The following is a 14,580-nucleotide window of genomic DNA, read 5'->3' as shown; positions in this document are numbered from 1 at the left end:
GACGGTCCAAGAGCGGAACGTCCGGACGCAAAAGACGGGGAAGTGTAACGGAACGCTTAACAGGCCGACAATGGCGCCAGCATGTCCGTCCATGGGCATCAGCGCGCGGCCAGCACGCCGCGGTAGCGCTCGGCGAGCACCGCGACCCGCTGCACGTAGCGCTGGGTCTCGCTGTAGGGCGGCACGCCCCGGTAGCGGTCCACCGCGCCCTCGCCGGCGTTGTAGCCGGCGGCGGCGAGGGTCAGGTCGCCGTTGAAGCGCTTGAGCAGCCAGGCCAGGTACTGGACCCCGCCGCGGATGTTCTGGCCGGCGTCGAAGCTGTCGGCCACGCCGAAACGCTGCGCCGTGGCCGGCATCAGCTGCATCAGCCCCTGCGCCCCGGCGTGCGACAGCGCGGTCGGGTTGAACGCCGACTCGGCATGGATGATCGCGCGCACGACCGCTTCCTCCACCCCGAACTCGCGCGCCGCGGCGGCGATCTCGGCCTGGTAGGCGCTGGTGTTGAGGCGCACGGTGGCGAAGCTGACGCCCGGGTTGACCGCGCAGGCGTAGCAGGTCTCCATGTAGCTGTAGGCGATCGTGCGCACGCCGCCGGCACCGCCGGCCGGCGGCCGGCTGGTGTAGTGCGGCACGCCGTCCTTCACGTAGGCGTAGACCTGGCCCTGGACGCGTCGCCGTGGCGCCGCCCCGGCAGCCGGGGCACTGGCGGCCGGCAGGGGCGCCGGGACGATGGCGTCGCTGCGGGCGGCGGCGGGCACCATGGTCGGCGCCGTCCCCGCCGCACTCGCCGGCACGACCCTCGGGGCCTGGCTGGCGGGGGCGGAGGCGACCTTGGGCCGGCTGCCCTTGCGCTCGGGGACGTAGTGCTGGAAGACCCGGCACTGGGTGCCCGGGATCTTGCGGTTGACGTAGCTGGCGACCCCGTCCTCGCCGACGCAGCGGTACAGCGTCGCCGCACCGGCCGGCATGGCGGCCAGTGCCAGCAGCAGTCCGCCGGCGATCCCCAGGCTCCCCTTCATGGCGCGGAGTATCCCGGCTTCACGCGGCCTTGCCAAGCGGCCCGCCCGCCCCGGGCACCTCCCGGAGGCCAGCCCGGCCCCGTCCCGGCTAAACTATCCGGCTTCCTACCCGCCTGGAATAACCGCCATGACCGGGATGACCGCCTCGCCGGACACCGCTCCGGACGCCGCCATCGCGCCCGCCTCCCCCGCTCCCGCCCTGGTCCCGCTGCCGTCCGCCGGCCCGCGCCCGATCCCGGGTGGCGCCCGCGGCAAGCTCTTCATCAAGACCCACGGCTGCCAGATGAACGAGTACGACTCGGCGCGCATGGCCGACGTGCTGGCTGAACACGAGGGCCTGGAGCTGACCGACAACCCGGAAGAGGCCGACGTCGTCCTGGTCAACACCTGTTCGATCCGCGAGAAGGCCCAGGAGAAGGTGTTCAGCCAGCTCGGCCGCTGGAAGGCGCTCAAGGGCCAGGGCCGCGAGGTGATCATCGGCGTCGGCGGCTGCGTGGCCTCCCAGGAAGGCGAGGCCATCGTCAAGCGCGCGCCGTACGTCGACCTGGTGTTCGGCCCGCAGACCCTGCACCGCCTGCCGGAGCTGATCCGCGCCCGCCGCGAGCAGAACCGGCCGCAGGTGGACATCTCCTTCCCGGAGATCGAGAAGTTCGACCGCCTGCCGGAGCCGCGCGCCGAAGGGCCGAGCGCCTTCGTCTCGATCATGGAAGGCTGCTCGAAGTACTGCTCGTTCTGCGTGGTGCCCTACACCCGCGGCACCGAGGTCAGCCGTCCGTTCGAGGACGTGCTGGTCGAGGTGGCGCAGCTGGCGGCGCAGGGCGTGCGCGAGATCAACCTGCTGGGCCAGAACGTCAACGCCTACCGCGGGCCGATGGGCCCGGATACGGAGGAAGTCGCCGACCTGGGCCTGCTGATCCGCACCATCGCCCAGATCGAGGGCATCGGCCGGATCCGCTTCACCACCTCGCACCCGCTGGAGTTCTCCGACTCGCTGGTGGAGGCGTACCGCGACGTGCCGCAGCTGGCCAACTACCTGCACCTGCCGGTGCAGGCCGGCAGCGACCGCATCCTCAGCGCGATGAAGCGCGGCTACACGGCGCTGGAGTTCAAGCAGAAGATCCGCAAGCTGCGCGCGGTGCGCCCGGACATCTCGATCTCCTCGGACTTCATCGTCGGCTTCCCCGGTGAGACCGACGCGGACTTCGAGAAGACCATGAAGCTGATCGAGGACGTGGGCTTCGACCAGAGCTTTTCCTTCATCTATTCGCGCCGTCCGGGCACGCCGGCGGCGGACCTGCAGGACGACACGCCCGACGCGGTCAAGCACGCGCGCCTGGAGCGGCTGCAGGCGGCGATCAACGCCAACGCGGCGAGGATCTCGCAGGCGATGGTCGGCACGGTGCAGACGGTACTGGTGGAAGGGCCGTCGAAGAAGAACCCGAACGAGCTGACCGGCAAGACCGAGAACATGCGTTCGGTGAACTTCCCGGGCCATCCGCGCCTGGTCGGCCAGTTCGTCGACGTGGTGATCACCGAAGCCCTGACCAACTCCCTCCGCGGCCGCGTGGCCGTGCGCGACGGGGACGCCGCGGCGTAAGAGTGCGCGCTCTCCCGTCCGGGCAAACCGGCTGCAGTTGCAAGCGCAGCGACCCTAACGGCAGCAGCAGCAGCAGCAACTGCAACCGCAACAGCAACAGCAACGGCGTCTGGGGGATCGGCTTCGGACGGAGCCGCGGCAGCGCGGGGGTATGCCGCATCGCGCGGTTCCGCGTCCGAAGCCTACGCACCCGCTTTTCGCTTTCGGCTTTCCGCCATCACCAATGCCGCGGACGCAACGCCTCCTCAATCCAGCCGCTTGCGGAACTGCAGGATCGCCGCGGTCATCATCACCGTGGTGAAAGCGACCAGCGCCAGCACGTCCGGCCACAGGTCCCACAGGCTGGCGCCGCGCAGCATGATGCCGCGCACCAGGCGCAGGAAATGCGTCAGCGGCAGGACCTCGGCCAGCCACTGCACCGCCACCGGCATGCCCGCGAACGGGAACATGAAGCCCGACAGCAGGATCGACGGCAGGAACACGAAGAAGGTCATCTGCATCGCCTGGAACTGCGACCTGGCCCGCGTCGAGATCAGCAGCCCCAGGGTCAGGTTGGCCACGATCAACAGCAGCGCCGCCAGGTACACATGCAGCAGGCTGCCGTTGAGCGGCACCTGGAACAGCCACATGCCCAGCAGCAGCACCAGCGTGGTCTGCAGCAGGCCGATGACGATGTACGGCGCCACCTTGCCGGTCATCAGCTCGGCGCGACTGACCGGCGTGGCGATCAGCAGTTCCATGTTGCCGCGCTCGCGTTCGCGCACGATCGACACGCCGGTGAACAGCACCATGGTCATGGTCAGGATCACCCCGATCAGTCCCGGCACGATGTTCACCGCCGAACGCCGCTCCGGGTTGAAGAACGCCACCACCGAGATCGCCTGCTCGGCCAGCCTGCGCGTCGCTGGCGAAGCCGTCGCCACTCCGTCCTGCACCGGCACCTGCGCCAGCTGCACCGCCGCGCTCTGCATGGCGTTGTCGCTGCCGTCGACCAGCACCTGTACCTGCGCACGGCCTTCGGCGCGGCGCCGCTCGAAGTCCGGCGGGATGGCGATGCCGATGCCGTATTCGCCGCGGCGGATCGCCGCCATCAGCTGCGCGGGCGTTTCGACGAACGCGACCGGCCGCACCACGCTGGTGGCGACGATGTCCATCACCAGCGCGCGCGAGGCCGCGGTATTCGCCTGGTCGGCGATGCCCGCGGGCAGGTCGCGCAGGTTGGTGTTGATCGCGTAGCCGAACAGCAGCAGCTGCATCACCGGGATCGCCACGATCATCGCCAGGGTGATGCGGTCGCGGCGCATCTGCCGCAGCTCCTTGAGCATCACCGCCCACAGCCGCCGCCCGCTCATGGCCGCGCCTCTTCCAGCGGGCGGCTGCGCGTCGCGGCGACGAAGACGTCCTCGAGGCTGGGCGTGGCCAGCTCCACGCGCGCGTCCAGCCCGGCGCCGCGCAGCGCCTGACGCGCGCCGTCGACCGCCTCGCCATCCTCCAGCAGCACGCGCAGCGTATTGCCGACCTGGGCCACGCTGGCCACGCCGGGCACCGGCTCCAGCGCGCGCTTGGCCCGGCGGGGATCATGCGCCGCCACAGCCAGCGTGCGCCCGGCCAGCGCGCCGGTGAGTTCGGCCGGCGAGCCGTCGGCGACCAGCACGCCGCGGTCGAGGATCGCCAGGCGATGGCAGCGTTCGGCCTCGTCCATGTAGTGGGTGGACACCAGCAGGGTGGTGCCGGCGTCGGCCAGCTCGAAGAGCTTTTCCCAGAAGTCGCGGCGCGACTCCGGGTCGACCGCGCTGGTCGGCTCGTCCAGGAACAGCAGTTCCGGCTCCTGGATCACCGCGCCGGCCAGCGCCAGGCGCTGCTTCTGGCCGCCGCTGAGCGTGCCGGCCAGCTGCTTCTGCCGGTTCCCGAAGTGGTACTGTGCGACCAGCTCGTCGATGCGCCGCGCCGCGCGCGCCCGCGGCAGCCCCTGCACCGCGGCGAGGAACTCCAGGTTCTCGCGCACGGTGAGGTCCTCGAACAGCGAGAACTTCTGGGTCATGTAGCCGATCCGCCCGCGCAGCGCCTCGGCCTGCTCCGGCACGCGCAGGCCCAGCACCTCGATCTGGCCTTCGCTGGGCGTGAGCAGGCCGCAGAGCATGCGGATGGTGGTCGACTTGCCCGAACCGTTCGGGCCGAGGAAGCCGTAGACGTGGCGCCGGGGCACGTCGAGGTCGACGTGGTCCACGGCCACCAGGTCGCCGAAGCGGCGGGTCAGGCCACGGGCGCGGATCGCCGCGTCCGCTTCCGGCGCCCCGAGGGGCGCACCCGGCTCAGTCGGCCGCATCGAACTCCACCCGCGCCGGCAGGCCCACGGGCAGCGCCGCCGCCGAGGCGTCGAGCTCGACTTCGGCCAGGTAGCTCAGGCGGGCGGCATCACGGCCGGTCAAGGCGTAGTACGGGGTGAAGGCCGGTTCGCTGCGGATCATGCGCACGCGGCCCCGATACCCGGTGTCCGCGCCCTCCACCCGCACGCGGGCCGCCTGGCCAACCGCGATGCGGGCGCGCAGCGGTTCGGGCACGTAGACGCGCGCATGCGGCGCCTCGCCTACCAGCAGCACCGCCAGCGGTGCGCCGGCCGGGGCACGGTCGCCAAGCCGGTACGGGAGGCTGTCGACGAGGCCGTCGCGCGGTGCGGTGACGTCCAGTTCCTCGAGCAGCGCGGCCAGGTCCGCCACGTGCGCTTCGGCGGCCGACAGCGCGGCGGCGGCCTGGGCCAGCTGTTCGCCGCGGGTGCCGCGCTCCAGTTCCAGCAGCGCCTGGCGCGCCGATTCCACCTGCGCACGGGCGCTGGAGGCGGCGGCCTTGGCCCGATCCACTTCGGCGGCCGAAACCAGGCGCCGCTCGCCCAGCGGGGACAGCCGCCTGCGGTAGGCCTCGGCATCGGCGGCCTGGGCCTCGGCCGCGGCCAGGGCGGCGCGGGCGCGCCCGATCTCCTCGCCACGGGGGCCGGCCTGCAGTTCCGCCAGGGCCTGCGCGGCCTGGCGGGCCTGCGCGCGGGCGACCTCGAGCTGGGCCCGGGTGCGGGTCCGGTCCAGGCGCAGCAGCACCTCGCCGGCCTTCACCGGCTGCCCTTCGCGCACCTTCACCTCGACGATGCGCTCGGACACCTGCGCCGGCAGGGTGATGCGGTCGCGCTCGATCGTGCCCAGCGCCTGCGGCGCGTTGCCGCGGCAACCGGCCACCGACAGCAGGGCCAGCATCGCCGCCAGGCAGGCGCGGCGTGCCGGCTTATCCACCGTTGCGCGGTTCCGCGCGGAAGCCGTGCTGCAGCAGTTCCAGCGTGTGCCGGCACAGGTCCGCCTTGCCCAGGCCACGCGCGTCGAGCAGCTGGCGCCACAACGGCGCGCCGGCGTGGGGGAAGAAGGTCAGCGACACCAGCGACAGTTCCAGCAGCCGCGGGTCCAGCGCCGCGCTCACCTCGCCACGGGCCTGCGCGGCGGCGAAGCGCGAGGCCATCAGCGACACGATCGGCCGCACGGACTCGTCGTTGAGCACGGAAGTCAGCGCACCACCCTCGCTGAGCACCTCGCGCACCCACAGCGCCGGCACCCAGGGGTGCTTCTCGATGGTGTCGCTCATGCCGTTGACGAAGGCCGCGACCGCGGCGGTGATGTCGTCCCCGGCAGCAACCACCGCGTCCCGCATCGGCATGATCGCCGGCAGGATGCGTTCCTCGATCACGGCCTCCAGCAGGTGCTTGCCGTCGCCGAAGTAGTAGTGCAGCAGGGCCGGGGTCGCCCCTGCCTCGCGGGCGATGTCGCGCAGCTTGGTGGCGGCGATGCCCTGGCTCGCATAGCGGGCCAGGGCCGCGTCGAGCAACCGTGGGCGCAGTCCGGGAGCCTCGCCGGTCGGTCGTCCCCTCGTACGCGGAGCGCGGGGGGCCGCGGGCTTGGAACCGGCAGGACGTGGCGTGCGCGGCATCAGTGGATATTAAATCTCCGTATAATCGGTTACAACCGTACCCTGACGGTCGATTCGCTGGTGGCGTGGCGGGTGCCGCGCTACCCTCTGCTTCCCTGCTTCCAACACCGCACGACCCATTGCGTGCGTCACATGCCTGCTTCCTCCCAGCGCGACTTTACCCTCGAGCCGGCCGATAGCGAACGCCTGGCCAACCTGGCCGGCCCGTTCGACGGCCACCTGCGCCAGATCGAACTGCGCCTTGGCGTGGAAATCGCCAACCGTGGCAACGTTTTCCGGGTCAGTGGCCCGGAGCAGGCGGTCGCCAGCGCCGAGCACCTGCTGCGGGCGCTCTACGACGAAGCCGGCGATACCACCTTCGACAGCCATGCCATCCACCTGCGCCTGAACCAGGCCAACGTGGACCGCCTGGACGACACCGGTTACCAGCCACAGGAGGTGTCGGTGAAGGTGCGCCGCGGCACCATCCGCGGCCGCGGCGCCAACCAGGCCCGCTACCTGCACTCGATCGCCACCCACGACATCAACTTCGGCATCGGCCCGGCCGGTACCGGCAAGACCTTCCTGGCCGTGGCCATGGCGGTGGACGCGCTGAACGAATCGCGCGTGCAGCGCCTGGTGCTGGTGCGCCCGGCAGTGGAGGCCGGCGAGAAGCTCGGCTTCCTGCCCGGCGACCTGACCCAGAAGGTCGACCCCTACCTGCGCCCGCTCTACGACGCGCTGTACGAGATGCTGGGCGTGGAAAAGGTGGTCAAGCTGCTGGAGAAGAACGTCATCGAGATCGCGCCGCTGGCCTACATGCGCGGCCGCACCCTCAACGACGCCTTCGTGATCCTCGACGAGGCCCAGAACACCACCATCGAGCAGATGAAGATGTTCCTGACCCGGCTGGGCTTCGGCTCCACCGCCGTGGTCACCGGCGACATGACCCAGATCGACCTGCCGAAGCACGTGAAGTCCGGCCTCAAGGACGCGATCGAGGTGCTGCGCGACGTCGAAGGCGTGAGCTTCACCTTCTTCGAATCGCGCGACGTGGTCCGCCATCCGCTGGTGGCGCGCATCGTCAGCGCCTACGACCGCCGCGACGCCCAGGACAGGGAGACCGGACCGGCATGATCCACCCCGCACGTGCCGCCTCCCCGCGGCGAGAGTACGCACCATGACCCGTGGACCCGTGAGCCTGGACGTCGCCGTCAGCTATGCCGTGCCGCGCGCCGGCGTGCCGTCGGCAGTGAGCTTCCGCAAGTGGGTGGCCGCCGCGCTGAAGGGCCGCATCCGCGAGGCCGACCTGGCGATCCGCATCGTCGACGCGCCCGAGGGCCAGGCCCTCAACCGCCACTACCGCGGCAAGGACTACGCGACCAACGTGCTGAGCTTCCCGGCCGCACTGCCGGAAGGCCTGCCCAAGGGCGTGAAGTTCCCGCTGCTGGGCGACCTGGTGATCTGCGCGCCGGTGGTGGCGCGCGAGGCGCGCGAACAGGGCAAGGCGCTGGCCGCGCACTACGCCCACCTCACCGTGCACGGCACCCTGCACCTGCTCGGCTGGGACCACGAGGACGACAAGGAGGCCGAGGCCATGGAGCAGCTCGAACGCGAGGTGCTGGCCGAACTCGGCCTGCCCGATCCCTACGCGGAGCGCTGAGCGCGATGCGCCTGCGCTTCCTGGCACCGCTGGCGCTGTCGCTCGCGCTGCCGCTGCCGCTGGCGGCCGCGGAGCAGGCCCCCGACGCCGCCCTGCCCTACCTGGCGGCGCTGATCGAATGCCGCCTGGGCCACGGGGATTTCATGGCCTACCAGCCGGTGCTGCGCGATCCGCTGGCGGCGGTGGCGCTGGGCTGGCGGCCGCTGCCGCAGGCCAACCCGTTCATGATCGAGTACCGGCTGAACGCGCCGGTGACGGTGTTCGGCCACAGCAGCGACCACATCGCCTTCGCCGGCGACGGCGTGGTGGCGGTGCTGGACCTGGCCGACCCGCGCGTCCTGGCCCGCGAACTGCAGCTGGAAACGGGCGTGGATACGCCGGAAAAGGCCCTGTTCGGCCGCGAAGTGCGCGCCCAGGAGGCCACCGGGCCGGACGGCAGCCGCGGCTGGATCGATTCGGCGGTGATCAACGTCTCCAACGTGGATTCCCACCCCGGCAAGACCCTGGCCGGCTGCAGCTACAGCCTGGACCCGCCCGAGGAGGCGGAGGAGCCCGCGGACGAGCCGGCCCCGGCCACCGTGGCCGTGCCCTCGCCCGCGCCCGCCGTTCCACGCTAGACTCCCTGCCACGCCCGTTTCCCGGGCGCCCGCTTTCCCAGCGTAATCCTCCAACGAATGTCTGAAGACGACAGTAGTCGCAGCGCGCCGGAACCGCACGAACGCCGGCGCTCATGGCTGGAGCGGATCAGTTCCGCGTTCTCCGGCGAACCCGACACACGCGAGGACCTGATCGCGATCCTGCGCGGCGCGCAGGACGACGGCCTCATCGACGCCGACACCCTGCGCATGATGGAAGGCGCGCTGTCGGTGTCCCAGCTCACCGTGGGCGACGTGATGGTCTCGCGCTCGCAGATGGTGTCGCTGCCGGCCAACGCCCGCTTCCTGGACCTGATGAAACAGGTGGTCGAGTCCGGCCACTCGCGCTTCCCGGTGCACGGCGAGGACCGCGACGAGATCCTTGGCATCCTCCTGGCCAAGGACCTGCTGCGCGGCGTGGTCGCCGACAACGGCCCCGGCGACATCCACGCGCTGCTGCGCCCGGCGGTGCTGATCCCCGAATCGAAGAAGCTCAACCTCCTGCTCAAGGAGTTCCGGCTCTCGCGCAACCACATGGCGATCGTGGTCGACGAGTACGGCGGCGTCGCCGGCCTGGTCACGATCGAGGACGTGCTGGAGCAGATCGTCGGCGAGATCGACGACGAGCATGACGAGGCGGAGGACGCCAGCGCGCTGATCGCCGCGCAGGCCGACGGCCAGTTCGTGGTCGACGCGCTCACCCCGATCGGCGACTTCAACGAACGCTTCGGCGCGACCCTGTCCGACGACGAGTACGACACCATCGGCGGCCTGGTCACCGAGGCCATCGGCCACCTGCCGGAAGTCGGCGAGGAACTGACCCTCGACCGCTTCCAGTTCCGCGTGATCCGCGCCGACGCGCGGCGCGTGCGCGCCTTCCAGGTCGCGGTGCTGGCACCGCAGCCGGAGGACGGCGACTGGTGACCGCCAGCCCCCGCCACCGGCGCGCGCGCGCGTTGCCGGCCCTGGCATCGCTGCTGGTGGCGCTGCTGCTCGCGCTGCTGGCCCTGCCCGCCCTGGCGGCCGCGCCGCCGCGGATCGGCATCCTCACCATGCAGCCTGGCGAGGTGTTCTTCGAACGCTTCGGCCACGACGCGATCGTGGTGGTCGACCCGGAAACCGGCGCGGCGACCTCGTACAACTTCGGCTTCTTCGACCCGACCGAAGCGGACTTCATCGGCCGCTTCATCCGCGGCGAGATGATGTACCACCTGGTCGCGCTGCCGGTGGAGCAGGACCTGGCGCACTACCAGGCGACCGGCCGCGGCGTCGACGTGCAGTGGCTGGACCTGGAGCCCGGGCAGGCGCGTGCGCTGGCCGACGCGCTGGCCGAACGCGCCCGTCCCGAGAACTCGCGCTACCGCTACGACTACTTCACCGCCAACTGCGCCACCCAGGTGCGCGACGCGCTGGACACGGCGATGGGCGGCGCGCTGAAGGCGCAGCTGGCCGGACGCTCGCGCGGCAACACCTACCGCAGCGAGGCGGTGCGGCTGGCGCGGCCGGCGCCGTGGATGTGGCTGGGCTTCGACCTCGGCCTGGGTCCGTACGCCGACCGTGCGCTGTCGCGCTGGGAGGAAGCCTTCGTGCCGATGCGCCTGGCCGACAGCCTGCGCGAGGCGCGCAACACCGCGGGGCGTCCGCTCGTCCTCGCCGAAGAGCCGGTACTGCCGCACCGCATCGCCCCGGAACCGGCGGAAGCGCCGCGCCGCTGGTGGCCGTGGGCGCTGGCCGGCATCGTCCTGGCCGCCGGCGTGCTGGCCCTGCGCCGGCGCCCGCGCCTGCTCGCCGGCCTGGCCCTGCCGCTGTGGCTGCTGTGCGGCCTGGCCGGCGCATTGATGGCCTTCCTCTGGCTGGGCACCGCGCACCAGGCCGGCTGGGCCAACCGCAATCTGTTCCTGCTCAGCCCGCTGTGCCTGCTGCTGCTGCCCGGCGCCATCGCCCTGCTGCGCGGACGCACACCGGGCCGCATGTTCCGCATCGTGCTGGTCGCGGTGGCGGCACTGGCGCTGCTGGGCTGGATCCTGCAGTGGCTGAGCCTGCAGCCGCAGTACAACCTGCCGTGGATCGGCCTGTTCCTGCCGCTGCATGCGGCGCTGGCACTGGCCCTCGGCCGGACTTCGCCGCAGAGGTGAAGGACGCCGGCCTTGCCGGCAGTCGAACCCCGGGCGCAGGATGCGGCGCATGGACAATGCCGCCACCGCCGCCTCCAATCCCGTCTGTGTCATCAACTGCGTCTGGTACGACGGCGACGGCCGGCGCGAGGACCTGCCGCTGGACCAGCTGGGCGAGAAGCTCGCCAGCGACGCACCGGGCTTCGCCTGGGTCGGCCTGTACGAACCGCCGGAAGCAGTCCTCGACCAGCTACAGGAGGAGCTTGGCCTGCACCCGCTGGCGGTGGAGGACGCGCGCAACGCCCACCAGCGCCCGAAGGTGGAGGCCTACGGCGATACCCTGTTCGTGGCCGTGCACACCGCGCAGATGGTCGAGGGCGAGATCCGCTACGGCGAGACCCACGCCTTCCTCGGCCTGCGCTTCCTGCTGACCGTGCGCCACGACGCCTCGCTGTCCTACGCGGCGGCCCGCGCGCGCCTGGAGCGCGAGCCGGAACTGCTGCGGCTGGGACCGGCCATGGCCCTGTACGCGGTGCTCGACTTCATCGTCGACAACTACGCACCGATCGTCGACGAGCACCGCCAGACCCTGCAGCGGCTGGAACACGACATCTTCTCCGACACCTACCGCCGCGCGATCGTGATGCGGCTGTACGACCTCAAGCGCGACCTCACCTACATGCGGGTGGCGGTATCGCCGCTGCAGGACGTGCTGGCGCAGCTGATGCGCAGCCAGGCCGCGCAGGGCCAGCTGGTGCGCGAGGAGGCGCGACTCTACCTGCGCGACGTGCACGACCACGTCCTGCGCATCAACGACACCATCGACACCCTGCGCGACATGCTCGGCACCGCGCTGAGCGTGAACCTGTCGCTGGTGACCGTGGCCCAGGGCGAGACGGTGCGGCGGCTCGGCGCGTGGGCGGCGCTGCTGGCCGTGCCCACCCTGGTCACCAGCTGGTACGGCATGAACTTCGCGCACATGCCGGAATTGCAGCCGAAAATCGCCTATCCGCTGCTGATCGTGGTGGTAGCGGGCATCTGCGCGGGGCTGTACGTGGCGTTCAAGCGCGCACGCTGGCTGTGACGCAGTTCGCGCAGGCACATTTTGCTGCGAATGCACATAGGACCAAAGTCGGGCGCATCCACTGCGCGTTGTTGATTGACCTGTAACGCCGCGCGGCAGACCCTTGGGATTGCCTTCCCCCCATCGCCGGAGTTCGGCTCCCATGAAAGTACTCTCCAAGGCCGCCTGGGCCGCGCTGGCGCTGCTCGGCGCGTTCTGCCTGGGCACCGTGGCGTTGCGCCGCGGCGAATCGATCAGCGCCCTGTGGATCGTGGTCGCCGCGATCTCGATCTACCTGGTCGCCTACCGCTACTACAGTCTGTACATCGCCCGCAACGTGATGGGGCTGGATCCGCGCCGGGCCACGCCCGCGCACATCCACAACGACGGCCTCGACTACGTGCCCACCAACAAGCACGTGCTGTTCGGCCACCACTTCGCCGCCATCGCCGGCGCCGGCCCGCTGGTCGGCCCGGTACTGGCCGCGCAGATGGGCTACCTGCCCGGCATGATCTGGCTGATCGCCGGCGTGGTCCTGGCCGGCGCGGTGCAGGACTTCATGGTCCTGTTCATCTCCAGCCGCCGCGACGGCCGCTCGCTCGGCGACCTGGTGCGCGAAGAGATGGGGCCGGTCCCCGGCACCATCGCCCTGTTCGGCGCCTTCATGATCATGATCATCATCCTGGCGGTGCTGGCGATGATCGTGGTGAAGGCCCTGGCCGAGAGCCCGTGGGGCATGTTCACGGTGATCGCGACCATGCCGATCGCGATCTTCATGGGCATCTACATGCGCTACATCCGCCCCGGCAGGATCGGCGAGATCTCGGTGGTCGGCATCGTCCTGCTGCTGCTGGCGATCTGGTTCGGCGGCAAGGTCGGCGCGCACCCGACCTGGGGCCCGGCCTTCACCTTCACCGGCGTGCAGATCACCTGGATGCTGATCGGCTACGGCTTCGTCGCCGCGGTGCTGCCGGTGTGGCTGCTGCTGGCCCCGCGCGACTACCTGTCGACCTTCCTCAAGATCGGCGTGATCGTCGCCCTGGCCATCGGCATCTTCATCGCCAGCCCGGAAGTGACCTCGCTGAAGATGCCGGCGCTGACCCAGTTCGCCGCCAGCGGCGACGGCCCGGTGTGGAAGGGCGGCCTGTTCCCGTTCCTGTTCATCACCATCGCCTGCGGCGCCGTCTCCGGCTTCCACGCGCTGATCAGCTCGGGAACCACGCCCAAGCTGCTGGCCAACGAGAACCACGCCCGCTACATCGGCTACGGCGGCATGCTGATGGAATCGTTCGTGGCGATCATGGCGCTGGTCGCGGCCTCGATCATCGAGCCGGGCGTGTACTTCGCCATGAACAGCCCCGCCGCCGCGATCGGCACCGAGGCGGTGGACGTGGCCGCCAAGGTCAGCAGCTGGGGCTTCGCGGTCACGCCGGAGATGCTGACCCAGACCGCCAGCAACATCGGCGAGCACACCATCATCTCCCGCGCCGGCGGCGCGCCGACCCTGGCGGTCGGCATCGCCATGATCCTGCACGACGCCCTGCCCGGCGGCGACGCGATGATGGCGTTCTGGTACCACTTCGCGATCCTGTTCGAGGCGCTGTTCATCCTCACCGCGGTGGACGCGGGCACCCGCTCTGGCCGCTTCATGCTGCAGGACCTGCTGGGCAACTTCGTGCCGGCGCTGCGCCGCACCGAGTCCTGGGGCGCGAACGTGGTCGGCACCGCCGGCTGCGTGGCGCTGTGGGGCTACTTCCTGTACCAGGGCGTGGTCGACCCGCTGGGCGGCATCAACACCCTGTGGCCGCTGTTCGGCATCGCCAACCAGATGCTGGCCGGCATCGCCCTGCTGCTGTGCACGGTGGTGCTGTTCAAGATGAAGCGCGACCGCTACGCCTGGGTCACCATCGTGCCGACCGTGTGGCTGCTGATCTGCACCACCTGGGCCGGCCTGATCAAGATCTTCGACGGCAACCCGGCGGTCGGCTTCATCGCCCAGGCCCGCAAGTACCAGCAGGCGATCGCCGACGGGCAGCTGCTGGGCACGGCCAAGAACATGGGCCAGATGAGCCAGGTCATGGTGAACAGCTACATCAATGCCGCCCTGACCGCGCTGTTCCTGTTCGTGGTCCTCAGCATCCTGGTGTACTCGGTGCGCTCCATCCTCAAGGCGCGCCGCACGGCCGAACGCACCGACCGCGAGACCCCGTTCGTTCCGCTCGCCGACGACCAGGTCAAGGCCTGGCTGTAAGGAGGTCGCCATGGGCACCCAGCTCGTTCCGCTCGACCACTTCGCCACGCACAAGCGTGTGTGGCGGAGGCTGGTGCAGACCGCGCGGCTTTGCTGCGGCATCCCGGACTACGACAACTACGTCCGGCACATGCTGGAGAAGCACCCCGACCGGGAGCCGATGGACTACAAGACGTTCTTCCGCGAACGCCAGGAAGCCCGCTACGGCGGCCGCAGCGGGTTCCGCTGCTGCTGAGGTTCCCGACCAGGGAACAGGAAAGGCGAAGCGCGAGCTTCGCCTTTCTTTTTGCCAGCAC

14 protein-coding genes are annotated in these 14,580 nt (G+C 70.6%); 9 read left to right on the top strand and 5 right to left on the bottom strand.

Features of this window, described 5'->3' with window-relative positions; translation table 11 throughout:
* Positions 1-98: 98 nt before the first annotated feature.
* Entirely contained in the window at positions 99-1,019 is a 921-nt protein-coding gene (locus M503_RS0107125) for a lytic transglycosylase domain-containing protein (protein ID WP_028919737.1), read from the bottom strand.
* A gap of 136 nt (positions 1,020-1,155) precedes the next feature.
* On the opposite strand from M503_RS0107125, the gene miaB reads away from it, so the two are divergent.
* The gene (miaB, locus tag M503_RS0107120; protein WP_155951995.1) at positions 1,156-2,616 is read left to right on the top strand and encodes a tRNA (N6-isopentenyl adenosine(37)-C2)-methylthiotransferase MiaB; all 1,461 of its coding nucleotides are present in this window, start codon (positions 1,156-1,158) and stop codon (positions 2,614-2,616) included.
* 245 nt (positions 2,617-2,861) lie between these two features.
* Here miaB and M503_RS0107115 read toward each other — a convergent pair whose 3' ends face one another.
* The 4 genes from M503_RS0107115 to M503_RS0107100 are packed head-to-tail and all read right to left on the bottom strand — an operon-like array spanning position 2,862 to position 6,477.
* The gene (locus tag M503_RS0107115; RefSeq protein ID WP_028919739.1) at positions 2,862-3,968 is read right to left on the bottom strand and encodes an ABC transporter permease; all 1,107 of its coding nucleotides are present in this window, start codon (positions 3,966-3,968) and stop codon (positions 2,862-2,864) included.
* Positions 3,965-4,888 (bottom strand): ABC transporter ATP-binding protein, encoded by a 924-nt coding sequence (locus M503_RS0107110; protein WP_028919740.1) that lies wholly within the window; start codon positions 4,886-4,888, stop codon positions 3,965-3,967. The genes M503_RS0107115 and M503_RS0107110 overlap by 4 nt, the downstream gene beginning before the upstream one ends.
* 40 nt (positions 4,889-4,928) lie before the next feature.
* A complete protein-coding gene (locus M503_RS0107105) occupies positions 4,929-5,858 on the bottom strand; it encodes an HlyD family secretion protein (RefSeq protein ID WP_051414372.1) in 930 nt (309 codons plus the stop codon).
* Between the two features lie 28 nt (positions 5,859-5,886).
* Entirely contained in the window at positions 5,887-6,477 is a 591-nt protein-coding gene (locus tag M503_RS0107100; RefSeq protein ID WP_231472340.1) for a TetR/AcrR family transcriptional regulator, read from the bottom strand.
* A gap of 234 nt (positions 6,478-6,711) precedes the next feature.
* Here M503_RS0107100 and M503_RS0107095 point away from each other — a divergent pair, with 234 nt between their 5' ends.
* The 8 genes from M503_RS0107095 (at position 6,712) to M503_RS0107060 (ending at position 14,519) form a co-directional block, all read left to right on the top strand.
* Positions 6,712-7,695: a PhoH family protein gene (locus tag M503_RS0107095; protein ID WP_028919743.1), complete on the top strand. Its 984-nt coding sequence runs from the start codon at positions 6,712-6,714 to the stop codon at positions 7,693-7,695.
* A gap of 43 nt (positions 7,696-7,738) precedes the next feature.
* Positions 7,739-8,221, top strand: coding sequence for an rRNA maturation RNase YbeY (gene ybeY, locus M503_RS0107090; RefSeq protein WP_028919744.1), 483 nt, complete (start codon positions 7,739-7,741; stop codon positions 8,219-8,221).
* A gap of 11 nt (positions 8,222-8,232) precedes the next feature.
* Positions 8,233-8,838, top strand: a complete 606-nt coding sequence (locus tag M503_RS15890) for a hypothetical protein (protein WP_028919745.1) — start codon at positions 8,233-8,235, stop codon at positions 8,836-8,838.
* A gap of 57 nt (positions 8,839-8,895) precedes the next feature.
* Complete coding sequence (locus M503_RS0107080; protein ID WP_024870404.1) at positions 8,896-9,780, top strand: HlyC/CorC family transporter; 885 nt, start codon at positions 8,896-8,898, stop codon at positions 9,778-9,780.
* Positions 9,777-10,991, top strand: a complete 1,215-nt coding sequence (locus tag M503_RS0107075) for a DUF4105 domain-containing protein (RefSeq protein WP_051414359.1) — start codon at positions 9,777-9,779, stop codon at positions 10,989-10,991. The genes M503_RS0107080 and M503_RS0107075 overlap by 4 nt, the downstream gene beginning before the upstream one ends.
* Before the next feature lie 49 nt (positions 10,992-11,040).
* A complete protein-coding gene (locus M503_RS0107070) occupies positions 11,041-12,054 on the top strand; it encodes a magnesium and cobalt transport protein CorA (protein WP_028919747.1) in 1,014 nt (337 codons plus the stop codon).
* 142 nt (positions 12,055-12,196) lie between these two features.
* Positions 12,197-14,284 carry a carbon starvation CstA family protein gene (locus M503_RS0107065; protein WP_028928167.1) on the top strand — a complete coding sequence of 696 codons (2,088 nt, stop codon included), beginning with the start codon at positions 12,197-12,199 and terminating at the stop codon, positions 14,282-14,284.
* A gap of 10 nt (positions 14,285-14,294) precedes the next feature.
* Complete coding sequence (locus tag M503_RS0107060; RefSeq protein ID WP_028918159.1) at positions 14,295-14,519, top strand: YbdD/YjiX family protein; 225 nt, start codon at positions 14,295-14,297, stop codon at positions 14,517-14,519.
* Positions 14,520-14,580: the final 61 nt, after the last annotated feature.

Origin of the sequence: Pseudoxanthomonas suwonensis J47, from assembly GCF_000513955.1 — a bacterium.
Lineage (GTDB): Bacteria > Pseudomonadota > Gammaproteobacteria > Xanthomonadales > Xanthomonadaceae > Pseudoxanthomonas > Pseudoxanthomonas suwonensis_C.
The sequence above is the reverse complement of the archived record's forward strand: the minus strand, read 5'-3'. Positions and strand labels throughout refer to the sequence as shown.

Excerpts from the sequence above, each read along its gene's own strand:
- M503_RS0107125 (WP_028919737.1), bottom strand. The coding sequence starts at position 1,019 with ATGAAGGGGAGCCTGGGGATCGCCGGCGGACTGCTGCTGGCACTGGCC.
- miaB (WP_155951995.1), top strand. The coding sequence starts at position 1,156 with ATGACCGCCTCGCCGGACACCGCTCCGGACGCCGCCATCGCGCCCGCC.
- M503_RS0107115 (WP_028919739.1), bottom strand. The coding sequence starts at position 3,968 with ATGAGCGGGCGGCGGCTGTGGGCGGTGATGCTCAAGGAGCTGCGGCAG.
- M503_RS0107105 (WP_051414372.1), bottom strand. The coding sequence starts at position 5,858 with ATGCTGGCCCTGCTGTCGGTGGCCGGTTGCCGCGGCAACGCGCCGCAG.
- M503_RS0107095 (WP_028919743.1), top strand. The coding sequence starts at position 6,712 with ATGCCTGCTTCCTCCCAGCGCGACTTTACCCTCGAGCCGGCCGATAGC.
- ybeY (WP_028919744.1), top strand. The coding sequence starts at position 7,739 with ATGACCCGTGGACCCGTGAGCCTGGACGTCGCCGTCAGCTATGCCGTG.
- M503_RS0107080 (WP_024870404.1), top strand. The coding sequence starts at position 8,896 with ATGTCTGAAGACGACAGTAGTCGCAGCGCGCCGGAACCGCACGAACGC.
- M503_RS0107070 (WP_028919747.1), top strand. The coding sequence starts at position 11,041 with ATGGACAATGCCGCCACCGCCGCCTCCAATCCCGTCTGTGTCATCAAC.
- M503_RS0107065 (WP_028928167.1), top strand. The coding sequence starts at position 12,197 with ATGAAAGTACTCTCCAAGGCCGCCTGGGCCGCGCTGGCGCTGCTCGGC.
- M503_RS0107060 (WP_028918159.1), top strand. The coding sequence starts at position 14,295 with ATGGGCACCCAGCTCGTTCCGCTCGACCACTTCGCCACGCACAAGCGT.